At 52.2% G+C, this 25,761-nt stretch carries 15 protein-coding genes; 8 read left to right on the plus strand and 7 right to left on the minus strand.

The genetic code is table 11. The annotated features are described in order from the left end of the window. The first annotated feature begins 273 nt into the window (after nucleotides 1–273). Complete coding sequence (locus tag LWL52_RS11730) at nucleotides 274–1,599, plus strand: glycoside hydrolase family 2 TIM barrel-domain containing protein (protein ID WP_242920015.1); 1,326 nt, start codon at nucleotides 274–276, stop codon at nucleotides 1,597–1,599. A 328-nt stretch (nucleotides 1,600–1,927) separates the two neighbouring features. Then, a complete protein-coding gene (locus tag LWL52_RS11735) occupies nucleotides 1,928–3,358 on the plus strand; it encodes a sugar MFS transporter (protein ID WP_242920017.1) in 1,431 nt (476 codons plus the stop codon). Nucleotides 3,359–3,607: 249 nt separating this feature from the next. On the opposite strand, the gene LWL52_RS11740 is transcribed toward LWL52_RS11735, so the two are convergent. From LWL52_RS11740 to LWL52_RS11755, 4 genes are all read right to left on the minus strand, one after another. After that, nucleotides 3,608–4,093, minus strand: a complete 486-nt coding sequence (locus LWL52_RS11740; protein ID WP_242920019.1) for a hypothetical protein — start codon at nucleotides 4,091–4,093, stop codon at nucleotides 3,608–3,610. A 737-nt stretch (nucleotides 4,094–4,830) separates the two neighbouring features. Beyond that, nucleotides 4,831–5,388: a G/U mismatch-specific DNA glycosylase gene (gene mug, locus LWL52_RS11745; protein WP_242920021.1), complete on the minus strand. Its 558-nt coding sequence runs from the start codon at nucleotides 5,386–5,388 to the stop codon at nucleotides 4,831–4,833. Nucleotides 5,389–5,485: 97 nt separating this feature from the next. Then, entirely contained in the window at nucleotides 5,486–7,489 is a 2,004-nt protein-coding gene (locus LWL52_RS11750; RefSeq protein WP_242920023.1) for a heavy metal translocating P-type ATPase, read from the minus strand. 620 nt (nucleotides 7,490–8,109) lie between these two features. Next, entirely contained in the window at nucleotides 8,110–8,517 is a 408-nt protein-coding gene (locus LWL52_RS11755; protein WP_242920025.1) for a hypothetical protein, read from the minus strand. A 1,059-nt stretch (nucleotides 8,518–9,576) separates the two neighbouring features. Between LWL52_RS11755 and LWL52_RS11760 the strand changes: the two genes are divergently transcribed. After that, nucleotides 9,577–16,818 (plus strand): DUF8696 domain-containing protein, encoded by a 7,242-nt coding sequence (locus tag LWL52_RS11760; RefSeq protein WP_242920027.1) that lies wholly within the window; start codon nucleotides 9,577–9,579, stop codon nucleotides 16,816–16,818. 7 nt (nucleotides 16,819–16,825) lie between these two features. Next, on the plus strand, nucleotides 16,826–17,842 hold the full coding sequence (locus tag LWL52_RS11765; RefSeq protein WP_242920029.1) for a PorP/SprF family type IX secretion system membrane protein: 1,017 nt from the start codon (nucleotides 16,826–16,828) through the stop codon (nucleotides 17,840–17,842). A gap of 98 nt (nucleotides 17,843–17,940) precedes the next feature. Here LWL52_RS11765 and LWL52_RS11770 read toward each other — a convergent pair whose 3' ends face one another. Further along, entirely contained in the window at nucleotides 17,941–18,153 is a 213-nt protein-coding gene (locus LWL52_RS11770; RefSeq protein ID WP_242920031.1) for a heavy-metal-associated domain-containing protein, read from the minus strand. A 579-nt stretch (nucleotides 18,154–18,732) separates the two neighbouring features. Between LWL52_RS11770 and LWL52_RS11775 the strand changes: the two genes are divergently transcribed. The 3 genes from LWL52_RS11775 to LWL52_RS11785 all read left to right on the plus strand — a co-directional run bounded on the left by LWL52_RS11775 (nucleotide 18,733) and on the right by LWL52_RS11785 (nucleotide 23,444). After that, on the plus strand, nucleotides 18,733–22,062 hold the full coding sequence (locus tag LWL52_RS11775) for a PAS domain S-box protein (protein WP_242920033.1): 3,330 nt from the start codon (nucleotides 18,733–18,735) through the stop codon (nucleotides 22,060–22,062). Nucleotides 22,063–22,068: 6 nt separating this feature from the next. Continuing rightward, the gene (locus tag LWL52_RS11780; protein WP_242920035.1) at nucleotides 22,069–22,476 is read left to right on the plus strand and encodes a response regulator; all 408 of its coding nucleotides are present in this window, start codon (nucleotides 22,069–22,071) and stop codon (nucleotides 22,474–22,476) included. Nucleotides 22,477–23,072: 596 nt separating this feature from the next. After that, nucleotides 23,073–23,444 (plus strand): hypothetical protein, encoded by a 372-nt coding sequence (locus LWL52_RS11785; RefSeq protein WP_242920037.1) that lies wholly within the window; start codon nucleotides 23,073–23,075, stop codon nucleotides 23,442–23,444. A gap of 126 nt (nucleotides 23,445–23,570) precedes the next feature. On the opposite strand, the gene LWL52_RS11790 is transcribed toward LWL52_RS11785, so the two are convergent. Next, nucleotides 23,571–23,945 (minus strand): hypothetical protein, encoded by a 375-nt coding sequence (locus tag LWL52_RS11790; RefSeq protein WP_242920039.1) that lies wholly within the window; start codon nucleotides 23,943–23,945, stop codon nucleotides 23,571–23,573. A gap of 373 nt (nucleotides 23,946–24,318) precedes the next feature. On the opposite strand from LWL52_RS11790, the gene LWL52_RS11795 reads away from it, so the two are divergent. Beyond that, nucleotides 24,319–24,540: a hypothetical protein gene (locus LWL52_RS11795; protein WP_242920040.1), complete on the plus strand. Its 222-nt coding sequence runs from the start codon at nucleotides 24,319–24,321 to the stop codon at nucleotides 24,538–24,540. 14 nt (nucleotides 24,541–24,554) lie between these two features. On the opposite strand, the gene LWL52_RS11800 is transcribed toward LWL52_RS11795, so the two are convergent. Continuing rightward, nucleotides 24,555–25,562, minus strand: coding sequence for an alpha/beta fold hydrolase (locus LWL52_RS11800; RefSeq protein WP_242920041.1), 1,008 nt, complete (start codon nucleotides 25,560–25,562; stop codon nucleotides 24,555–24,557). Nucleotides 25,563–25,761: the final 199 nt, after the last annotated feature.

A 25,761-nucleotide genomic window follows, 5' to 3' on the forward strand; every position in this document is an offset into this window, starting at 1 on the left:
GACAGCTGCCACCTGCAGCCACGCTTTAGGCTGCAATTTCTACTCTTTTTCTGTAGCAGGGTTAAACTAAAATGAATTAATTGCGATATTAGCCTCAGCGGCAGCTTGCTGAAAAAGCAGTTAGCTGCCGTGCCATTACCTGTAAGCTTACTATAGCGACCCTCAGTAGCTAACAGACAAGGCTTTTATTCGTCTTCCGGCCTTGACTAGTTACCGACGATCCTTAAACGAAAACGCACCCTGACTTATTCCTGCTAGCATTTGCCCTTACGTATGAAAAACCGCTACACATCCCCTCTCCTGCTGCTGCTTGCCTTGAGCACGCTGGCCTGTACGAACAACAACCTCGTGCAGCAACAGTCAGCAGCTTCGCAGCAGCAGAAAGCAGGCGCCATTAAGGTAGAAATCCGCCAGGAAAACGGCGCTTTTCAACTATACCGCGGTGGCTCGACCTATTATATCAAGGGAGCCGGCGGAACAAACTACATGGACCGGTTGGCGGCATACGGCGGAAACTCTATCCGTACCTGGGGCACCGAAAACGGGCAGCAGGTGCTCGACCAGGCACAGCAACATGGCCTGACAGTTACCATGGGCCTGGATGTGGCCCGCGAGCGCCACGGCTTTGACTACAACGATACGGCCGCGGTGGCAAAGCAACTGGCGCAGCTCCGCACCGAAGTAATGCGCTACAAAGATCATCCGGCCCTGCTGCTCTGGGGCATCGGCAACGAACTGAACCTGCATTATACCAATCCCAAAGTATGGGATGCCGTGAATGACATTGCCACCATGATCCATGAGGTAGACCCCAGCCACCCGGTGGCGACGATGCTGGCCGGCTTGAATCAAAAAGAGGTGGATTATATCCGGGAAAAATGCCCGGCGCTGGACCTGATCGCCATCAACGCGTACGGCGATCTGCCTTCTGTGCCGCAAAAAGTGCAGGCATATGGCTGGAAAGGCGCTTACCTGATCACCGAATGGGGTCCTACCGGGCACTGGGAAGGACCGCAAACACCCTGGAAAGCTTCGGTAGAAGAAACCAGCTCTCAGAAAGCCGCCGTTTACGCGCAACGCTACCAGGCAACCATGAACCAGGACAAAGCCCGCTGCCTGGGCTCCTATGTGTTTTTGTGGGGCCAGAAGCAGGAAAGAACACCCACCTGGTATGGCCTGTTTACAGAAAAAGGAGAAGAATCGGAGGTGGTAGATGTGATGCAACACCTGTGGACGGGCAGCTGGCCACAAAACCGCGCGCCACACCTGAGCAGTTTTTTGCTGGATGGCCACCAGGCAACCGCTAATATCTACCTGGCGCCTAACAAAGGTTACACGGTGCAGGCCGCTGTAACGGACCCGGATCAGGACAAACTGACCTACCGCTGGGAACTTCTGCCCGAAAGCACCGACCTGAAAGAAGGCGGCGATGCGGAAAGCCGGCCCCAGGCGCTGCAGGGCCTACTGAATGCCACCACCCCGGGAGCGGCCACCCTACAAACGCCGACAAAAGAGGGCGCGTACCGGCTGTTTGTATATGCCTATGATGGCAACAATAACGTTGCAACCGCCAATATCCCGTTCTATGTTAAAAACTAGCTTGCCGGCTGCACGTACGTACAAGAATGGAAAAGTAGGTGGGAGGCGCGTTGCACGGTAATTAACGTATAAGCATGCCGAAGCCATCCCTGCGCAGGAAGTCACGGGTAGTAACAGCTTGTACCACTACTCGGGGGCGCAAAGAAAACCACAGGTATAAACACATTGATTTTAACCTTTTTACCACTACCTGGGCAGCTGCAGACCGAAAATACTGTATTGCCTTCCGTTAATTTAACTATCTTGTAGTCTATTTTAGCCGTGCAAAGTACATGCGTTATCTGCGCGGGCTTTTTACGCAAACAACCACCAACTTAAACAAATTGAAATGGCAGGAATCTCGCCTTCTACCAAAACTGAGCCAGCTAACGTTGGGTACGATACGACCCAGAATTACAGAGGGCCGCTGATCATTGTAACGCTCCTGTTCTTTATGTGGGGATTTATCACCTGCATGAACGACATCCTGATACCTAAGATGCAGGAGGTGTTTACGCTGCAGCACTGGCAGGCCATGCTCATCCAAACGGCCTTTTTCGGGGCTTACTTTATTATTTCACTGCTCTATTTTATCTTTTCCATGACCAAAGGTGACCCGATCATGCGCATCGGGTACAAAAACGGTATTATCGTGGGCCTGATTGTGGCTGCAGTGGGCTGTACGCTCTTTTACCCGGCGGCCACAAACCACAGCTATGGTTTCTTTCTGCTGGCTTTGTTTGTGCTGGCCTCCGGCATTACAATCCTGCAGATAGCGGCCAACCCGTATGTAGCCATACTTGGTCCACCAGAAGGTGCCGCCAGCCGTCTGAACCTGACACAGGCCCTTAACTCGCTGGGCACCACCGTGGCTCCGGTTATTGGTGGCTACCTGATCTTTGAAGGGGTGCAGGCAACAAACACTGCTGAATCGGTAAAACTTCCTTACCTGGGGCTTGCCGCGGCGCTCATTCTGATCGCCCTGTTTATCAAGCTTGCCAGGTTACCGCATGTAGCCGGCGAAGGAAAGATCATTCCGGATGCGGGCGCGCTGAAGTACCGCCACCTGGTGCTCGGTATTATCTGTATCTTTATGTATGTGGGTGGCGAGGTAGCAATCGGCAGCACGCTGATCAGTTTCTTTAAACTACCACAAATTGCCGGCCTTGATGAAGCCAGTGCCAAGCACTACCTGGCTTTTTACTGGGGAGGCGCTATGGTAGGCCGGTTCTTCGGGGCAGCTGCATTAACCGGGTCCGGCAATAAAAACACCAAATACCTCATCATTGCAGCTGTTGCCGCTGTTGCTTTTATTGCGGTGTTCAGCATCTATGGCCTCGATCAGGCCCTGATCATCCTTGCCCTGATCGCGGTAAACTTTGTGGTGTTGCTGATAGGTGGTTTTTCGGCAAGCAGAACGCTGGGCTTTTTTGCCACAGCCGTTATCATCCTACTGCTCATTACCTGCTTTGCAACCGGAAGCATTGCCATGTGGTCCGTTATCGCCATCGGCCTGTTCAACTCGATCATGTTCCCGACTATTTTTACGCTGGCCATCAAAGGGTTGGGCGTTCATACCAGCCAGGGATCTTCGCTGCTGGTAATGGCCATTGTTGGCGGCGCAATTATACCACCCCTGCAGGGCTATATAGCAGATGTTACAGACAACCTGCAGCTCTCGTTCCTGGTGCCCCTGGTTTGTTACGCCTACATCGTATACTATGGTTTTGCCGGTTCTAAGGTAAAGCAGGTAGCCCCGGAGGCAGAGGTTCAAGTATAACACCTGCATTCTGAAGAACAAAAGAGCCCCGGTGCAGCTGCGCCGGGGCTCTTTTGTTTTAAACCCTTTCCTTTTAGCTGTACAGGTATAAAATGGCTGCTTCGGAACGTCCAGGTACCAGTGCTTCTGGCAGAGTGCAACGCCCGGCCCAGGAAAGGCTATCCAAAAAATAAAGCCTGCAGGAGCTGCAGGCTTTAGGTATAGGCATTACTTTAAAACCGGAACAGTTTCAACTCCGGAAGCAAGGTTTTAGTTTGCGTTATGGCTCTCTGGGCCTTCCTCCTTTTTGCTGCCAGCATTATACCTGGCAAAGCCATACTGCTTCTGCACAGCACCAAAACCGGCAGGGCCATAGCAGCTGGTGCGGCCGCCCAGGTATATGTTGGTACCAGTGTCATTTCCTGCCTTTTTAATGATGTGGCCGGCGTTTACGGTATACTTCCTGTTCTCCCCGCCTCCTGCGTTGTAGGTAAAGTAAGCATTTGAAGGACCATGAAGCTGCTTGATGCTGCTGAGGGCTTCTGCGGGAGCACGCATACTACTACCGGTTGCAGGCTTCTGCACCGGGAAGGTCAGGTTGCCCGCCTCCTTTTCAGAGTCCCGGAAATGGCCCGGAACGGTAAACCGCCTGGTATGCTGCAGGTGATGATGCGGCAGGCTGCGCTCGTGCCCTTGCTCCCTGTCGGCCTTGCGTCCGTACCAGTTGTTATCCTCCGCCCGATGTTGTCTTTTCATGTGCTTCAAATTAGAATTCGTCATCTTCATTTATACAGTAAACAAGGTGCAAGGCAAATTGCACACGCAACAGTACGAAGCCATTGCTCTATTAGGGGTTAAAGGGGTTAGTTAAGTATAGGTGTTTAATATTTTTAATTTTACTGTATAACAGGAAGACGCATCTTTGACACTTCCGGCAATGTCCCTGCAGAAAAGCCCCGGAGGACCTTTAACGCAGTTTTTAATCTCTTTCCGGCCTTTTTCCAGCAGGTGCAAATCTTCTCAGGCAGGGTGGCGGCCCATTATCATTCAAATTCCTTACTACTTACGTAGCTTTTTATACTTTGTAGTAGAAAAACTTGTAAAATACGCACTTCTACGTACCTCCCGCTACCCTGTTATTGCATTAAAAATTACTACTTAGAACTATGTGCTTGGATTGCTCCGCATGGTGCGTAGTTTTTGTTCGTACGGCAAACCCGATGTTTAAAAGAAGTTATAGCAAGCCATGCATGGAAACAACAGCTAAACAAACAGATGATCACAAACAAAGATTCACTTATCGCCTTTTGTGCAGGCCATATGAGAGCATTGCTTGGAGAGATTATGGGTAGGATAGCATTACACATATTATACCCTCCTTTTGAGAGGTGAATAGTTACAGCAAGATATGATAACAAACAGCATCCGGGCTTGTGGAAATCCTGGGTGGCTCTCAGTGGTTGTTGGCCGGCGGGTTACGCGCCGCTTTCCGGCTATTGCCGGCAGAGGTGCAGCCGTAGTTGCTGATAAGCGGCAGCCAGTGCCCGTGGCGGAAAATGCGCATTCAGGCCACTGGGGTTAGGCAATACCCATACATGTGTGCTGCCGATGGTATGCTGCTGCAATCCGAAAGCAGCTTTGGGGTAGCCAAAGGCCCTGCGGTAGGCGGTGACACCAAGTATAGCCAGCACCTTTGGTTTATACCGGCTCACTTTAGCCACCAGCTGCCTCCCGCCTGCTACCAGTTCGGCAGCGGCCAGCTGATCGGCACTGGTCGTTGCCCGGTCCACCACATTCGTGATGCCATACCCCAGCGTTAAAAGTGCCCTGTCTTCGTGGGGCAGGAAAAGATGGGGCGTAAAACCGGCCTTATACAAGGTAGGCCAGAACCTGTTACCGGGACGGGCAAAATTGTGCCCCACAGCCGCGGTATACACGCTGGGGTTGATGCCGCAAAACAGCACCTCCAGACCCGGCGCTATAATGTCGGGTACGGTTTGGTTTTCGGCAGCAGCCAGCTCGGCTTTGGTTGGGGTATGATACGGATGCATGGGTATAGGGCAGTGCTGATCAGGGTTTACGAAAAGTGGCAGGCAACGGCTCTACTGCAGGAAAACGCTTCCTTATAGCTGCGCCGCTATCGTCCTTTTAGAATTTGAAGTGCTGAATACGGACTGCGTTCAGGATGGCGAGCAGCGCTACGCCCACATCGGCAAAAACAGCTCCCCACATGCTGGCCAGCCCCACAGCTCCCAATACCAGTATGACCGCTTTCACCCCAAAGGCCATGCCGATGTTCTGCCACACCACCTGCTTTGTTTTTTTGCCGATCTGTATAGCCGTAGCAATTTTATGGGGTTGGTCGGTCTGGATCACCACATCAGCCGTTTCAATGGCAGCATCAGAGCCCAGCCCACCCATGGCCATTCCGACATTAGCCAGTGTTATGACGGGCGCATCGTTCAGGCCATCGCCTACAAAAGCGACTGTGCGGCCCTGCGCCTGCAGCGCTTCCACTCTGGCCACCTTCTCCTGCGGCAGCAGGTTGCCATATGCGGCATCCAGGTGTAGGGTCGTGGCCACTTTCTGCACGATGGCATCCTTGTCGCCGGAGAGCATGACCAGTTGCTGCACGCCCAAAGCACGGAGCGAGGCCATGGCAACGGCGGCATCTTCTTTCAGTTGATCGGCAATAACCAGGTAACCGGCAAAGCGGTTGTTGATGGCTACCAGGATTGTGGTTTCAGGTATGGCATCCAGTTGCGGGTCGTAGGCAACGTTATACCTGGCCAGCAGCTTGCCATTGCCCACCAGCACTTCCCGGCCCTGCAGGCTACCGCGCAATCCTTGGCCGGCAATCTCTTCCACATCACTAGCCTGCAAAAGCGGCACCGCAGCGTCGTGACAGGCAAGTATAGCCTTGGCAATCGGATGCGTGGAATGCTGCTCCAGGGCGGCCACAGTTGCTAAAAACCCGGCTTTGTCTTCCGTCAGCGCATGTACCTCCTGCACCTGGAAAACACCTTCGGTCAGCGTACCTGTTTTGTCCATCACCACCGTATCTACCTGTGTGAGCTGATCCAGAAAGTTGGCTCCTTTAAAAAGTATGCCGTTGCGCGACGCTGCTCCGATACCGCCAAAATAGCCCAGCGGGATAGACACCACCAGCGCGCAAGGGCAGGAAATAACCAAAAATACCAGCGCCCTGTAAAGCCAGTCGCCAAACACATAACTTTCCAGCAGCAGGGCAGGCAGCAGCGTAATGCCCAGGGCCAGGAAAAAAACGATGGGGGTGTATACTTTGGCAAACCGGGTAATGAATCGCTGTGTGCTGGCTTTACGGCTGCCGGCCTGCTCCACCAACTGCAGTATCCTGGAAAGGGCGCTGTCTTCGTAGGCAGCAGTCACTTGCAGCCGGATCACTTTTTCCAGGTTGATCATACCTGCCAGCACCTGCTCGCCCTGTTTTTTAGTATCTGGCTTCGACTCTCCGGTAAGCGCCGCCGTATTAAAAGACGCTGCGGGCGTAAGCAGTTCGCCATCCAGTGCCACCTTCTCTCCGGGCTTCAGCTGGATGACAGCGCCAATGGCTACCTCCTGTGGCTTTACTGCCTGCAGCCCTTCTGCAGCTTCTACCAGGACCAGTTCGGGCCGATTATCGATCAGGGCTTTGATAGACCTGCGCGAACGCAGCACCGCCGCTTCTTGAAAATGTTCTCCCACAACATAAAACAACATTACGGCCACACCCTCCGCATAATCGCCCAGGTAAAAAGCCCCGGCCGTGGCAATCGTCATCAACAGGAACTCGTTAAAAAAGCTACTCCGCACGCTCCGAATCGCATGCCATACGACGCGCCAGCCCACCAGCACATAGGCAAGGCCATACGTCAGCAGCCTTACGCTCCCGCTAAACCAGGGCATCTCCAGGGCATCCAGCACAATACCGGCTACCAGCAACACAAGGCTGATGATGGTCGGCAAGTATGATTCCCTGGCCTCTTCAGCGGCTGCCTGGGGTTTTACGACCGCATTACAGGCACCACCCGAGCAGCAGGCGGCATTGGCAAGCTGCGGCCCGGGTACCTGGGCTGTTCTGGGGGAGGTAATCTTGAGGGGTTTAAACTCGATTGTTTTATCTGTTTCCTTCATAGTAGGCTTCTTATACCAGCTGTAGTGCAATCTTGTCTTACAACTATACGGAGTGCAGGTCAAATTTCTCATAAGCAGGAGTAAAACATCCGTATCCGGACAAAAGCCTGCCTGGTTGAAACAGGTTCTATACTATGCTATTCCGGTGATGAACTGCATAAGCTGCCTGCTGCACTGCAACCCCGTTTGCCTGGCTGGGTTACTACGGTATTTTCTTGCTCCTACAAAAGTAAACTATCTGCCGGGCATACGTTTACACAATTCGGATGAACTGTTATACCTTTTTTATGATGTGGTGATAACTGTAGCGGTAAGTTCAATAAAAAGCGCCTGCAACCCCGTTCGTAACTGACGCTTTATACCCGGGTAAATAGTCTGGCAAAAGGCGGTATACTTTAACAGGCTTGTTTTTACGGAGTCGGCGCTCCTCTTCTTCGAATCTTCTGTTTCTATGCCGGGCACGATGAAGTATGGCACAATCTAAATAGCCTTTCCGGTGGCCCGAAAGGGCTTTTTGAAGTTCCGATAAAAAAGCAAAGCCGCTTTATACTTGCACCCGCTTGTTGCAGGATCAGTATAAAGCGGCTTTTAGTATTAAAAACCGTGCTTAAAAAAAGCGCTTAGGCCATGTGTGAGTTTGAGAAGTATGAGAACACCTGCAACAGCAATACGCGGCTCAGCATGATCAGTAAGGCAGTAGTAAGGTACGTATACAGCAAAGGCAAGCCGGCTATGTTAGCAAAATCAAAGATCACGATGCTACTGCCCAGCAGAACGCCATGCAACAGGAACGCATTTATCAGGTTAGCTACCTCTTTTCCGCAGGAAACAAAGCTGTCGATACGGAAGATAAAGCTGGTAAACCTGGAAACCACACCCCAGGCTAGTGCAAACAATAAGAAGAAAAGGCTGTACTGGTAATCGCCCTGGTAGACGTCTGATATTTTAAAGGCTATAGTTATAAGGGTAATGTCCAGCATCAATGATAAATTTTTGTTGCTGCTGTAGTGGTGTGCGAGCTTATTCATGTTGCTTTAAATGAATTCGATTTATAATTGCTTTACTTTTATTACTTAAACTTACTTTCGTCGCATTATAGTATAGAGAAGGAACAGCGAAAGCGCAAATCACTAAACATATAATTTAACTAATATTAATTAATTGAACTACGCGGGAGGTAAACGGAATAATATTGCGCCTCTTTAATATTGTAGCCGATATCCCTTACGGTTACTCGCTTTAGAAAGTTTACGCTTGACAGGGCATAAATAATAAAAAAAGAATATTTTAGTATTCAACAATTAATATATTATAAGGCGCATATATAGATAGAAGGCGTGCCAGCGCATCTTATTAGTGCAATTCCAGCCCTTGCTGATTGGTCCAAACTATTGCATTATATTTTACCCCTTTCTTACATATGTCTTAATCTGCTTCACACCTGCCACCGGTCGCTTCTTATTTACAAGCAAACTTGCTGTTATAACAGAAAAACAGGCTTTTCTGCTCCTCCATCGGCAAGGTTTAGGCTTTAAATTCGGATTTATTTGATAAAAACCTGGCTTGGTCGCTCCTGATTATGTATTAGCATACTGCAATTAACGTTCGCAATCATAGCAGTTCATACTTCTTTATTTGCAGGCTTTTATTTGCGGATGGAACTTTCTTACACCAAATAATTCTTTCGTAAGAACATCTATATCTATACTTTAGTAGCCATTACAGAGCTTTAACTTATAAAGGCCTGCAAAGCGCCTAAGGATCATACTTAAAAGGTATTTACAAAATAAAATATTGGTATAATTCAATCATATGACAAAACGCTACTCCCCTTCCATTTTGCACAAAATTTCTTACCTGGCCTAAGCACTGGTTGTTTGGCAACTTCTGACAAAAGCAACCGGACCTGCTCTCGGCGTGCCTGTGCAGGTGCAGCCTGTTTTCTAGCTGGCCCACCGGTCGGCGCAATAACACCTGCGCCGAATTGTATGCTTTTACAGCGCAAAGCCAGGTTTTCTGTCATCAACCCAGCGGCATTTTAGTGCAAACACGCAAATTTCCCCATATATCTTTTAGCTATGCAGCCTTTGTATAAACGCCTACTGCTGTCCCTGCTGCTTTTTTTCCTCGGATTTTGGACCGGTGCTCCTGTCTATGCGCAAGACTGCATTCCCCAGATCTCCGCCTCGCCGGCGGAAGCCAGCCTTTGCAATAACAATGAAGTGACGCTTACGGCCACTGCCGCAGCTTCCTACCAATGGTCTACCGGCGCAACCACCCAGGTGCTTAAAGTAACGGCACCCGGCACGTACTCAGTAAAAACCACCAATGCTGATGGATGCCAGGGTACTTCGGAGGATTTTGTGGTAACGGGCCCCCCGGATGCCAGCATCTCGAACCCGGTATATGACTTTACTTACTGCAGCTACTCAGGCAGTTCGGCTGCCTTCCAGCTAAAAGTCAGTAACATTTCGACCACCAAAGCTACTAACCAGCAATATGTTATCAATTGGGGAGATGGCACCACCGACACCTATGATAACACCTTTGCCAACACGGCCCATACCTATAAAGCGGCCGGTTCTTATAACCTGGTGCTGACGGTAACCGGCACCGACGGCTGCACGAGTTCCAGCACAGAGCGCGTTTTTATCGGCAGTAACCCGGGCCTTGGCATCTCGAGCCAGGGCAACAGCACAGGCTGCGCGCCGGCCACCTTCGATTTTAAGATATCAGGTATCAACAATAACTCGCCCTATACCAATTACACCTTTCAGTTCGACGACGGCACGCCGGTGTTAACCTATACCCAGGAACAGCTGGAAAAATTACCACGCGACCCGGCCACCAACGATGTGATCCTGACCCATACGTTCTCCCAGTCCTCGTCGGGCAAGCAAAACGGCTTTACCTTGACCGGAACGGCCGAAAACCCCTGCAGCTCCTCGAAGGCGACTTTTGAAGGCATCCGCATTTCGAAAGGCCCGGAAGCAAAGTTCGGCGCCAGCAGCAGCACCGGCTGTGTAAATGTACCGATCATTTTTACCGATCAGTCCACAGGGGGCTATGATGCCTCTACCCGCACCAACGTGTATAACCGTAACTGGGAGATCAGCCCAGCTACCGGCTGGCAGTTAACCGGGGGCACCCTGGAAGATCCCCGTCCCAGTATAAAATTTACCTTGCCGGGAGTATATACCGTGAAACTGACCGTCTCGCCGCTGGATCCCAACTCCACCTGCACCGGGAGCTCCAAGGAAATGACTATCACTATCAGCGAACCGCCCAAAGCGGATTTTACGCTGACCGGAAACGGCACCTGCGCCCCTGCCACTTTCACTACGAAAAATTTATCTACGGGTGATGATCTGCGCTATGCCTGGCAGGTAAGCCCCACTACGGGCTGGAACTATGCTACAGGCTCCAGCGCCACTTCTGCAACGCCGTCCTTTACGTTCACCAAGGCCGGCACCTACAAGGTTATACTTGTAGCAAGCAATAATTGCAGCCCGAGCAGCCAAAAAGAAACCACGATCGTCATTCAGGAGAAACCGGTGGTGACGCTGCCTGCGGCCACTGCTTACTGCGGCCCGCAAACCATTGCCTTTGCAGTTGCTAACGCCGCCCATGCGCCGACTTATGATGCCAAAATGAGCCCTATCAGCGCCTACAACTGGCAGGTAACCGGACCGGCCGGCGCCTCCTTTACGGCTGGAACCAGCGCTGCCTCGGCCAACCCGAGCCTGCAGTTTACAACGCCAGGCGAGTATACCGTGCAGGTGGTCGCCACCAACGGCTGCGGTGATTCAGCGCCCGCTACCCAGCGCATCACCATCCACCCGCTGCCCCAACTCACCGCTTCTTCTCCTAAAGCAGCCATCTGCCTGGGCGAAAAAACCACCATCCAGGTAACAGGAGCAGATACGTATACCTGGTCGCCGGCAACCGGGCTGAGTGCCACCACCGGCAGCCAGGTAACCGCAGCGCCCACAGCTACAACCACCTATACCATCACCGGTAAAAACACGGCCACTAACTGCACCGCCACTACTACCTTTACCGTGGTGGTTAATAACCCGCCAGTGGTGAAAGCTACTGCCAGCGTGCAGCAGATCTGCCTGGGCCAGGGGACATCCACTCTAACCGCCAGCGGCGCTGATACCTATACCTGGGCGCCTGCCACGGGCCTGAGCAGCACAACGGGCGCCAGCGTGATCGCGACGCCGGCGACCACCACAACCTATACCGTAACGGGCGTGAACCAGGCCACAGGCTGTAGCAGCAGCACAAAGGTAACCATACAGGTAAACCCGCTACCCGTAGTCAATGCCGGGCCGGATATAACCATTTGCAACAAACCTGTTGCGACCAAACTGGCCGGCAGCCCGGAAGGCGGCACATGGAGCGGGGAGCATGTATCGGCGGACGGCACCTTTACCCCTCCTGTTCAAACCGGCACCTATGAGCTGACCTATACTTATGCCAACCAGCTTGGCTGCACGAGTTCCGATAAAGTAGTGGTTACCGTAGAGGAAGCACCCGTTGCAAATGCCGGATCAGACCAGGTGGTTTGCCTCAACAGCGGGGCCTTTTCCCTGCAGGGCTTCCCGGCAGGGGGCACCTGGTCCGGAAACCAGGTGGACAGCAAGGGCACCTTCACACCGGCGGCTACAGGTACGTTCCTACTTACCTATACTTTCGGCACCGGCAGTTGCGCCACCACCGACCAGGTGCAGGTGACGGTAAACGCGCTGCCCCAGGCGCCTGTAGTAGCTACGCCGCAGCCCGTTTGCCCGGGGTCTGGCACCTCGCTACAGGTAAGCAACCCGCAGGGGCTGATTGCCTGGTACGATGCCCCTACCGGCGGCCAGCTCCTGAAAGAAGGTGCTACGTTTGACACCCCTGTACTGGATAGAACCACCTCATACTACGTGCAAACCACGATAGCAGGCGGCTGCACCAGCACCCGGCGCATGGTTACCGTAACAGTGCATCCAGCTACGCCAGCGCCTGTGGTAGACCCGGTGCAGCTCTGCGGACCGGGCAACACCGCCACATTGGTAGCCAATGGCACAGCCACCATGTATGAATGGTATGATGCGCCCACAGGTGGTAACCTGATCTCAGATAAACGAACTTTTACTACCACAGCACTTCCCGCGAGCCGATCATACTATGTGCAGGCCATCATCAATGGCTGTATCAGCCCGCGCACGGAAGCAAAGGTGGAGGTTTACCCGGTACTCTCGCAAAACACACTGCAAGGGGTAGCCACCATTTGCGCCGGCCAACAGCCTGATGTGGTGCAAGGTTCTATACCGGCCGGAGGCGATGGCTCCTATACCTACCAGTGGGAAAGCAGCATTACAGGCGCTGAAGCAGGATTTGCAGCCATCCCTGGTACTGCCGCCAAAAACCAAGACTACGCTCCTGCCCCACTGGGTCGAAACACGTGGTTTCGGCGCGTGGTAACCTCGGCCAGTTGCAGCAACACGTCCGAAGCCATACTTGTAACCGTAACACCCGTTATCGCCGGCAACACCATTGCCCTTAGCGGAGAATCAGAGATCTGCCAGGGAAGCCAGGGCGGAGAGATCGTGGGCAGCGCGCCCGAGGGCGGCAATGGCACTTATACTTATACGTGGCAGGTAAGCGTTACCGGCGCAGAAGGCGTTTATACTGCAGCCCCCGGTGATAACCGCCAACCGAATTACCAGCCCGGCACGCTGACGCAGAGCACCTGGTTCCGCCGTATTGTAAACTCCGGCACCTGCCAGCAGCACATCAGCCAGCCGGTACGCCTGCTGGTGTATAAGCCCATTGCCGGCAACAGCATTTCAGGAGAACAAATTATTTGCGCTGCCTCCTCGCCCCTGGTGCTTCAGGGAAGCCAGCCCTCGGAAGGAAACAGCAATTATACCTTTACCTGGGAGATGAGCACGGATGGCCGCACCTTTGAAGTGGCTACCGGGCAGAACAACACCGTTACCTACAGTCCGGGCCCGCTGACCACTACCACCTGGTTTAGAAGAATTGTGAGCGGCGGCCCCTGCGGCATCAACGCCAGCAATACCGTTCAGGTAACAGTAAACCCTGTGATCACCAACAACACCATTACGCCGGTTACGCCTATCTGTAGCGGCCAGCCCGCGCCGGAACTGACAGGCTCACTGCCAGCCGGCGGAAATGGCAGGTATACGTTTGAGTGGCTTGCCAGCACCACCGGGGCCAATGGCACATTTACGAAAGCATCCGGAAATGCTACCAACCAAACCTACGCACCAGGCACCCTTACCCAAACCACCTGGTACAAGCGCGTGGTGAAATCAGGCGAATGCGCCAGCACCTCGCCGGTGGTAGAAGTAACCGTCATGCCGCTTCCGCAGGCCCCTACTGCGCTGCCGGTTACAATTTGCGAGAACACCACCGCCACCCTGGCGGTTACCGAACAAACGGGCACTTTCCGGTGGTATACTTCTGCTACTGCCGCAGACCCGGTTTTCACGGGCCGCACCTTTACCACACCAGAGCCGCTTACGGCCACTACCACCTATTATGTGGAAGCAGTGAACAGCAGCGGCTGCGCGAGTGCAACCCGCGTGCCGGTACAGGTAACCGTAAACCGGAATATCAGCAACAACACGCTCACGGCACCGGTTAACCAGCCGATCTGTGCGGGCCAGACACCGGCTGCCCTTACGGGCACGCAGCCGGCAGGCGGAAACGGTACCTACACTTACCGCTGGGAAAGCAGCACCGCAGGTCCGAACACCGGGTTTGCGCCGATCACTGGCGCGACAAACAGCCAATACCAGCCAGGAGCGCTGAGTGCCAATACATGGTTCCGGCGGGTGGTTATTTCAGGCCCCTGCTCCGAAAACTACAGCGCCGCCGTGCTGCTGGAAGTGGTACCTGTGATCAGCAACAACTCCATCACCGCTGCCCAAACTATCTGCGCCGGCGATCTGCCTGCTGCTTTCTCCGGCTCCGTACCGCAGGGCGGAACCGGCCAGTATACGTACCTCTGGGAAAGCAGCACCGATGGCACGACCTATACGGCAGCAGCCGGCAACAATGCCGAACAACAGTATAAGGCCCCTGCCCCGCTCACCCGCACCATCTGGTTGCGCCGTATCGTACTTTCAGGCCCCTGCAGCCGCCAGGAGAGTGCCCCCGTGAAAGTAACCGTACTTCCTGCCATTGCCGGAAATACGTTAACATCACCGGAGCAAACCATCTGCGCGGGCGATGCACCCCTTGCCCTGACGGGCAATACTCCCACTGGCGGTACCGGTATTTATACATATGTATGGGAGAGCAGCGAAGACGGCACGACCTACACTACCGTAGCCGGCATCAGCACAAATAGCAGTTACCAGCCCCAGCCCCTGGAAAAGACTACCCTGTTCCGCCGTAAGGTTACCTCCGGTGCTTGCTACAGCTACTCCGGCACAGTGCGGGTGGTGGTTAATCCGGGCATCAACCAAAACGAAATAGCCCAAAGCCAGGAGATCTGCACCGGATCAGTGCCCCTGCCCCTTACCGGCGCGCAGCCGACGGGCGGAAACGACCAGTATACCTTCCGCTGGGAGTATTCGCTGACCGGCGCGCCATCCTCTTTCAAAGCTGTCGCAGGGAATGGAACCCAGCGCGACTATACTCCGGATAAACTGACGACCACGACCTGGTTCCGCCGCGTGGTGGTTTCAGGCGCCTGCACCAGCGTCTCCAACCTGGTCAAAATCGAAGTATCTCCAGAAATCGCCCGCAATACCATCGTCCTGTCGCAGACCATTTATGCCGGGCAGATACCGGCACCGCTAACTGGTTCTACACCGATTGGCGGCAATGGCTCCTATACCTATGAATGGCAACTGAGCGAGGACGGCGTGACATATGCTGCGGCACCGGCACCTAATACAGGCAAGAATTATGCGCCGCCCGCCCTGAAAAAAGACACCTGGTTCCGGCGTGTGGTTACGTCAGGGGGCTGCAGCCATACGTCAGAACCTGTGAAAATAAGCGTAACGCCTGCCATCGGCACAAACAACATCCAGGCCGACCAGGTGATCTGCTACGGCAACCAACCGGCTATCCTGACAGGCACCAAACCCATGGGCGGCGAAGGCGATTACAAGTTTTTGTGGCAGGCTAGCACGCAGGGCCCGGAGGCCGGCTGGGTAACAGCAGCAGGCAACAGCAGCAGCCAGGACTACAGCCCCGCACCGCTCACCCAAACCACCTGGTTCCGCCGCATCGTTATCTCCGGCACCAACACGGATATGAGTGCGCCGGTGATGATCACGGTGAAGCCGGCGATGAGCAACAACAAGATTAGCACCAGCCAGATAATCTGCTACAATACCGCGCCGGCTACGTTGGCTGGCTCGTTGCCAACCGGCGGAAGCGGCACCTATACTTACCTGTGGGAGATGAGCACGGACGGACCTGCAGCAAACTTCAAAACCGCCCCGGGCGCCAATAACAGGCAGGATTATACTCCGCCACCGCTCACACGCACCACCTGGTTCCGCCGCATCGTGACATCAGAGTCATGCCAGGCGCTGATCAGCAACGCCGTGCAGGTTACCATCACACCGCTTCCGGCAGCTCCGGTAGCACCTGCTCAGACAGTCTGCGCCGGCACGAGTGCCACTCTTTGGGCCACGGGCACCGGCGGACGACTGGAATGGTATGCCAGTGCTTCGGGCGGCAACCTGCTGCAGGCTGGCAACACCTATACCACGCCCGTGCTCACGCACAATACCACCTACTACGTGCAGGAAATTTCGCAGACCTGCGCCAGCGAGCGTACGCAGGTGCTGGTAACGGTAGCAGAAGCATCGGCCAGCGCCGGCGAAGATGTAGCCGTAGTACGTGGCCGCAGCGTGGAGCTGCATGCCTCCGGTGGCGTGACCTATAGCTGGTCGCCGGCGGCAGGCTTAAGCGATGCTACGGTTGCCAACCCGGTTGCTACGCCCGTTGAAACCACCACTTACACCGTAACCGTGCTCACGCCCGGCGGCTGTACGTTTACCGATGACGTGACAGTGACAGTGCTTCCTTTTGTAGATGTACCCAACACCTTCACGCCCAACCGCGACGGTATAAACGACACCTGGGAGATCGCCAACATCGAGAAATACCCCAACTGTACGGTAGAGGTGTTTAACCAGTGGGGCACGCTGGTCTTCCGTTCCGAAGGTTATGGCGAAAAATGGGATGGTCGCTTTAACGGGCAGGAGCTGCCGCTGGCAACTTACTACTATGTTATCCGGCTAAATAAAACGGAAAAGCCGCTTTCCGGCAGTATTACCATTGTTAGATAAAAAGACGATGCAGAAACTTTTCGCCTTAGCTTTTGCCCTCCTAACAGCAATGCAGGTCCTGGCCCAGCAAAAGCCCCAGTATACCCAGTATACCCTCAACAATTACCTGCTGAACCCAGCTATAAGCGGGATAGAGGACTATGCCGATTTACGGCTGGGAACAAGGCAGCAATGGGCCGGGTTAGAAGGTGCACCCCAGTCATATTATCTGACGCTGCACATGCCCCTGAACAAAGATGTGATTCCCTCCTACCGCGGTGGCAGAGGAAACGAGCTGCCGAAAGAAGCCTCCACTAAACGCACGAACATGTACCGGCGCGTGCGCCCGCATCATGGCCTGGGCGCCATGGCCATGACCACGCAGACCGGCCCTTTATCGCGCAGCAGCTTTAGCGCCAGCTATGCTTACCACCTGCCAGTTTCCAAGACCACGCGTATTTCGGCAGGCGTTGCACCGGGGCTGGTGCAGTATAGCCTGGACCCGAGCCTGGTGAAAACGGCCAACAGCAACGACCCTGCTATTATGGACGGGCGCGTAAATGAAGTAAAGTTCGACCTGACGATGGGCCTTTGGCTCTATTCTCAGAATTACTATGTAGGCGTATCGGGGGCGCAGCTGGTACCGGCCAGGCGCCGGTACATTCAGACGGGTACGCCGGAAGACCGGGATGGGAAACTACAGAAACACTATTTTGCGACAGCCGGCCTGCGCCTGGATGTAAGCCCGGCACTTTCGTTCATCCCCTCGGTGATGGTGAAGTTGGCCCAGCCCAGCCCTGCCTCGGTTGATGCCAACCTGAAAGCGCTTTACGGCAACCGCGTATGGGCAGGCATTTCGTACCGGCACAAAGATGCGGTGGCCGGCATGGCAGGGATCAACATCAGCCCGCTGCTGGATGTAGCCTACTCCTACGATGCCAGCACCTCGCCGCTGGGGGTATCGCATGGCGGCAGCCACGAAGTGGTGCTGGGCCTGAAGCTGCGCAACACAAGTAAAGTGATTTGCCCGGTGTGGGCATGGTAAGTAGGGCAATGATCTTACCTTACAAAAAAGGAGGCTGTTCTGCAACAGCCTCCTTTTTTATACTTGCCCATTTTATACTTGCATCAGCAGCGGTATACTTAGCTGATCTTTTCGGCCTTGAAACCGGCTTTTTCTACCGTGCTTTTGATCGTGTCAGCATCCAGTGAATCGGTTGATACCTCCAGCACTTTGTCGGGATTGTTGGTATCTACGTTCCAGTCGGCTATACCTTCCAGTTTATTCAGATGTGGGGTAACCGCTTTCACGCAGTTGCCGCAATTAATGGTTGTTTTGAATTTATAGGTTTTCATATTTAACATAATTTATCAACTGTAAATTTATTATACTTTCTTATTCGTCTCTCCTGCCAACGCCGCAATGACGACCCTGGCAATAACGCCTATTTAATCGGGCAGATCTACTTCAATACGCAGCGCCTCGCTTCCCATCCTAATCCCATCAGCTCACAAACCCACGTAATGACCGGCTTTGAAATTATTGAAAGCACAGGTATGGTATACTGTTGTAGTACTGCCGCTGTAATCTTTTCTTTTTCTTGTTTTAAACTGATAATGCAAAGATACGGCTGTACGGGAGCGAATGTGTTACAGAATTGCTGTAAAGGATTATACAATTATTTTTGTGCTATACCTTCCATTATTTTTGTGCTATACCTTCCATTTTTAAAATCTTTTAAATATAATTATTTTCAGCTTTCGAGCCTTTCATTATCTTTACAAATGCATTCAATTCTTTATTAAAGTGCATTATCAGTCTGTTTAAAGCATTTGGGAGACACCTGTATTTTGAATTATACCTTTACTAAATTGTTCTTATCAGCTCATGCCTCAAAATTTTAGTGCAGTTATTTTTCACCAGGCATGAAGTACATGAAGAAGCAAGAAGCTACCAGAGGTCTGAAGCGAACAATGCGCTACCTGGGGATCTCCTTTATTGGGCTGGCAGTTGTGCTGGTTGTGGTATGTGTGTGTTCCTATATACAGGCAATGCAGGTGCAGCAGAAGTATAGCAGCATGCTGTCGCGCACGTATGAGCGCCAGGAACTGGTCAATGACCTGCTCCGCAACAAAGAGCGGGCCCGAAGCATGCTGCGGACGTATGCGCTTGTGCAAGGGGCTGCTGCCCGGGATAGTATAGAGCAGCAGCTTTTAGCCGTGCAACAAGCCGATAAACAGGCCATTGCCAAACTAGACAAGCTGGTTCACACCAACAGCGCCCGGGCGCTGCTCCGGCATATTGCCAAAGACCAGGCAGATTATTTCAGGCAGGCAGACAGTGTGCAGGCTCTGATAGATCTGCACCAGTTGCAAGCGGCACAGGACTATAAAACAAGGGTGCTGGCACCAAACTATATTCTTTACCAGAACCGAGTTATCCACCTGAACGAGGCAATAACTACCTCGTTAAAGAAAGAAGCCGGCGGATTTATTGCTGAATATTCTTTTTTACGAAATGGCTATGCCCTGGTGCTGCTGTTTGGTCTGGCAGCTGCAGTTAGTGCAGCGCTTATACTTAAGAAAATCTTCCGGCGCCTGCACCAGGAAAATAGCCTTATCAGGGTTGAAATGCAGGAACGGAAACAGCTGCAGAATGCTTTGCTCGAAAGCCAGCAGCGGTTTAGGAGCCTTTTTAACAACAACCCCGTGCCCATGTGGGTGTACGACCAGCAGACGCTTCGTTTTCTGGAAGTGAACGAAGCAGCCATGCAGGAGTATGGCTATACCCGGGAGGAATTCATGCAGCTGACCCTGTTCGATATCAGGCCCGCAGAAGAGCGGAATGCCCTACAGCACCTACTACAAGTACGCCATAAAACAGAAGAAAGAGGCCCGCTGGAGTATACGCACAGGCGAAAAGATGGCACCAGCTTTCTGGTGGAACTTCAGTCGCATGCGTTGCCACCGCAGGGCGCACACATCCCCCGTCTGGTGGTAGCCCTGAATATACATGAGCGGGAGCAGGCCATTGAAAAGCTTAGACGGAGCGAACAGCAACTACGTGAAGTCAGCTCCAGCATTCCGGGGGCGGTCTATCAGTTGCAGATCAGCGCTGACCGGACCATCAGTTTTCCATTTGTGAGCGAAGGCAGCTATAAACTGCTGGGCATCCCGGCTGCGGCCGCCTATACCCACCCAAAAGATGTGTTCTCGCAGTTGCACCCCGACGACCGGAAAGAGCTGAATGCCACGCTTATGCAATCCTATCAGGAGCTGACGCCCTGGATACACGAATTCCGGATATGGCATGCCGATAAACAAAAGTATGTCTGGATCAGGGGCCATAGCCTGCCTTCTGTCCAGAAAAATGGCACGGTATCCTGGAATGGCACCCTGATCAATATAACAGAACAGAAAGAGGCCCAGGAACAACTGCTGCGCAGCGAAGCTAACCTGCGGGCGCTCCTCAACAGTTCGCCACAAGCTATCTTTCTGCTGGATAAGGACCTGCGTGTGCTGACGTTTAATGCTGTAGCTGCGGCCGATGTGAAGCGCTACCTGCTGAGAACACTGACGCAGGACAGTAATTTGCTTGACCTGATCGATCCCTCGCTTGTAGCACAGGTCAGGGAAAACCACAGCAAAGCTTTGCAAGGGCAGGAAGTAATGTATGAGACGGGCTCTGGAAATCACTGGCACGAGGTGGTCTTTAAGCCGGTGCTGGGATCCGACAACAGCATACTGGCCGTCGCCCTGACCCTGCTGGACATATCCGAGAAGCGCAGAGCGGTGGAGATCATCAAAAGCAGCCAGCTGCAACTGGCCCGTGCCCAGCAACTGGCACATCTGGGCCATTGGGAATACGATCTGCAGAAAGAAACCCTGGCCTGGTCAGACAGCGTTTATTCGATATTCCGGGTTAAAAAAGAAACGTTCTCTCCTTCGATCCCGAACCTGCTGCAGTTTATACCTGACAGCGAACGTACGCAGGTAACCACCCAGATCATGCAATCCCTGCAAAACAAAACAGGCATCGCGCTGGAGCATAAAGTGGTCCTTGCGGATGGCGCCGAGCGCTTTCTATACCAGATCGGGGAAGTAGTAACGGATGAAGATGGCACGCCCGTGAAGCTATCGGGTGCCGTGCAGGATATTACAGAGCGCGTATGGGCGGCGCGCGAGGTAACAGTTGCCAAAAATCTGCTGCAATCTACCCTGGAAAATATACCGGAGATCATTTTCTCGACAGATGCCCGTCTGGCTATTACATACATAAGCCCGCAGTGCCGCGAAATAACGGGCTACGCCGAAGAGGAGCTGCTGCATCAGAATGCCTCCTGGCTCGATACCCTGCAATTGGAAAACAAGGAAGACATGCTGCACACCCTTCTGCCTAACTTAAAGCAGGGCCTGCGGCAGCAACACGCCATTCGGATTCGGACAAAGGCCGGCCAGGTCAGGTGGCTGGAACTGCGGCTTTCGCCTATGCTGGATGAGAGCGGAAACCTGCTGCGCATTGATGGCTCTGCCACCGATATTACCCTGTTTAAAGCCGAGGAAGCGCAACGCAACGAACTGACCGAACAGCTAATTAAGCAAAACCAGAACCTGCAGCAGTTTACCTACATCGTATCGCATAACCTGCGTGCGCCCATTGCCAATATTTTAGGCCTGACCTCCATTTACAACTACGCACAGCCGAATGCCCTCATGAACCGGCGGGTGGTGGATAACCTGGCAAAATCAGCGCAGCTGCTCGATACTACTATCCGCGACCTGAACGAGATTTTGACGGTGCGCAGCCAGCTACAGCAGGTGGTGGAGGAGGTCTCGCTGGAGCAGGTACTAAAGGCTGTTCTGGAAAGTATGCCTCAGGAAAAAAATGATGCAATAATAACCTATAACTTCGAAGCTGCCCCAAAGGTGCTGGCGATTCGTAGCTATGTACAAAGTATTATAACTAATTTAATAACAAACGCTTTTAAATACAAATCGCCACATCGGAAATTGCATTTAACACTTTCCACTTCTCAATTTCCTGATTATATTTGCCTGAGCGTTTCAGATAATGGCTTGGGCCTGGACCTGGCAACGATTAAAGATAAGCTGTTCGGATTGTACAAAAGATTTCATCCGCAGATAGAAGGTAAGGGCCTGGGCCTGCACCTTGTAAAAACACAGGCAGAGCTGCTGAACGGCAAAGTTGAGGTTGAAAGCCAGGTAGGGATAGGCACCACATTTAATATTTATTTCAGGAGATAAGCTTACATGAACTCGGTACGGAAAGTGTTGATCATTGATGATGATGAAATTAACAATTTTGTGTGTGAAAGCATAATCCGAAGCCATCGGTTTGCAGAAGAAGTCGTTAGCTTTGAGCGGGCGGAAGATGCCCTGTCTTTTCTTAAACGCTCGGCTCAACTTAAAGCGGAGGCCTTTCCGGATTTGATCTTTTTGGATATCAATATGCCGGGGATGGATGGCTGGAATTTTCTGGACGAATACCGCGAACTGCCGGAGCCCCTTACCAAGCATTGCAGCCTTTTCATGCTTTCCTCTGCCGTAGACCGCAAGGATGTCCAATATGCCCGGAGCCATCAGGATGTGAAGGAATTTTTCTCCAAGCCTCTCTCGCCCGAAATCCTTGATCTCATCAAAGAAGAATACATAAACTAACAGGCTTCCATACTTGTTAAACTCTTAAAGAGCAGGGCCACTCGGTCCTGCTCTTTTTAATTTCTAAAAGCTTCCCCTCGCGTTACGTTCCCTCTGCCCTGCTCTCGGCCAAATCAGAATCAAGCCTCCTGATCAAACTTTTGTAAAAGGCTTTTGCAGAATCCTCGGGCTCGCAAACGCAGCCATAGGTAGCTCTCTGGCTACCGCTCATACTCCAGTATGTAGCTTGTACAGGTTATACCCCCAGAGCTTGACTTGGCCTTACTGTAAGTCGGTTATACTTCGTCAGCTATACCTGATTTTTGCCTGCAAATGCCTGCCGCATTCCTGCTAAAAACATCTTCTAAACATTCATCTTTTATAATATTCCAATAACCATATGTTACAAGGCTCTTTCTGTATTCAAAATTATATATGCCTTTAAAAGCCCTGCAAAGCACTTTTAAATAATTTTATTTAAAATGTATAACTAAAAGACAACACTATTATATGACTTCCGTTACAGCAGCCAGGAACTATATATGATTATTTGTATAGACCACACAACCTGTTGTAAAATCCTAACCTCACTAACCCCAGAGAAACCCTTACCCAACATGAAAAAATTTATACTTGCCTCTTTAATGCTCTTTATTTCGTTTGGTGCTGCTTTTGCCGAAGGTACCCAGTTAAGCCCCGATGCCGAAAAAAAGTGCAGTGATGTTACCCGGACTATGGCCAATGAGCTTCGCTTGAATGAAATGGGTTACATAAAATTAAAGGCGCTGAACAGAGAATTATATGCCGCCACCGAAGAAATCCTGCTTACTTCTAAATCAGAAGAGCAGCAGGAAAAACTCCAGGCGTTGGCAGCAAAGTATGAAACAGAGCTTGTATCCTTTCTGAGCCCTTCGCAATTGCAGGCGTACAAAAGTTACGCAGCAAGAGTTAGCAGCAGCAGCAAGTTCGTTGCCATCGTAACGCAGTAAGTAATTGCCATCAACAAGGGGCAAGATGATAAAGGCCAACTGCAGAAGTCGGCCTTTATCGAAAGCTCCCAAACAGAACAGGGCCCCGAGAAATTGGGGCCCTGTTCTGTTTGGGAGCTTATGGGGTTAGCGGCGGCTATAATCCGCGTCGTCGTCTTGCTTTTCATCTTCTCCGAAGAGCTGCTCACCACGCCGAATGCCGTTTACCTTATCATCCATTGCGGTATCGCTTCCTTCATACTCAAAGCCAGGGCCCTGCGCAAAAGATTCGATACTGTCTTTGGTGTTGGCACCATAACCGGTAGTCTCGTTGCCGCCGATCTCCAGGTTCTCTAGTTTATCTTTCTGGCCGGGGCGCTCCGTTTCTCCACCAGGCCCCATGTTCCGTTTTGCACTGGGGTCCGGGTGGTTATGATGCGACACGCGTTTGTTATAGTCGCTGTTCACGTTATTGGTCTTATTGGGCGTCTCTTCGGCATTTTCTCTGTCTTTCCGGGTCATAGTCATATTGCTTTAATTACAGTTAAGTTATACGCTAGCCTCCCGGGCTTGTTGGCAAAAGCATTCATACTTATCATAATTATTGCACTATGGCCTGTTTATACTTTCTTCTAGTTGCTGCAAGGCAAGTATAATCTGCAGTAATCCGAAGAAAACTGACTTTTACGGCAATGGCAACACTGTGCTTTGCATCGATTTCCTGCTTTTCAGCAACACGCCCTTTGTCGGTGGGAGTGGCGATCTGTTGGAACTGTTACCCTGCAATTCCCGCATATCCCCGTGGGTTCTGTTATATTTGCAAAATAATCAGCGCAAACGGCACCCAAGCAGTCATCTGTTTGTTGCCAAGAGAATCCAAAAGCAAGAGCGGCCCATGAAACTAGCTAAAATTTACGACCCCCGCGAAATGAACTCCTACCAGTTTGTGGCTGCCACCGGTCTGGTCATGACGCTGGTAGCTCACCTGATCCTGGCGCTTTTAGGCAAATCGATCCGCAACTTTGACGCGCTATACCTCTGCTGGTTTGTTTTCTTTACGCTGGGCACCATTGCCAACTTTAGAAGCAAGCCTCAGGACGATCACCACCATCATTAACTGTTGCGGCTGGGTTATTGCAGGAAACTGAGCAGGGCTTTATGGAACTTGGCAGTGGCCTCCAGGTGCGGAATATGCCCTACATTGTCGAGCTCCACTAACTTTGCTCCCGGAATGGCATCCGCTGTTTTCCGGCCTAGCTCCGGGTATTGGCCATGCGCCTGCACCACGGCTTTGTCTTTTATAAAGCCTTTGCCCACAATTGTTCGGTCCGCTTTACCCACCAGCACCAGGGCGGGCATTTTCAGTTGCCCAAACTCATACACCACCGGCTGCTGGTAGATCATGGCATAGGTAAGGGCGGCTGCTTTGGCTACCTGCGGGTAATTGGGGCTCTCGAACTGGGCTGCCGTCACTTCTACCCATTCATCGTAAGCAGGCGCCCAGGCCGTGTAATAGGTTCTGTGGTACTCCCGGGTAGCTTCTGCCGTGCGCTTCAATTCAACTTCATAGAGTTCGTCCATGGTTTTGAAGGGCACAAACAAACGGTAATCCTCCAGCCCGATCGGGTTCTCCAGTACTAGTTTGGTCGTTATTTCGGGGTACATCAGCGCGAAACGCGTGGCTACCATGCCGCCCATTGAGTGGCCCACCACGGCCACCTGGTTGATGCCGAGTTGTTGCAACAGTTGCCGGGTATTATAGGCCATTTGATGAAAGTTATAGTAAATAGCCGGCTTGTCTGATTTCCCGAAACCCAGTTGGTCGGGCACGATCACGCGGTAGCCCTGCGCTGTTAAATATGCAATGGTTTTTGCCCAGTAAGCCCCCAGGAAATTTTTGCCGTGCAGCAGCATAACCGTTTGCGGGTTAGTTACTTTTTTAGTTGGTGCCACATCCATGTACGCCATTTTATAGGACTGCCCCTCCACCTTTACCGGAAAGTATTTCACGTCATAGGGGTACTTATAGCCTTCCAGCGTAGCATTATAAATAGGTTTTTGCTCCTGGGCCCGCGCGTACAGCGGCAGCAAGGGTAGCAGGCATAACAACAGTTTAATGAGGTTCTTACTATGGTTCATGGTAACAGTTAAGTTGAAAACATTCGCTATACTTAACTCCCACGATAGGGGAATGTTCGAATCTGCCACAGCTTGCGGACGCGCGCAGGCATACCTTACAAAGCGATTCTTAAGCAAGTAACGCAAAGATCATTTTAATATTGACAGGCAGTTTCTCTGGCGCTTTAGCTGCGGGATGTTTCTACCGCAAGAAGCTATC

Origin of the sequence: Pontibacter liquoris, from assembly GCF_022758235.1 — a bacterium.
GTDB lineage: Bacteria > Bacteroidota > Bacteroidia > Cytophagales > Hymenobacteraceae > Pontibacter > Pontibacter liquoris.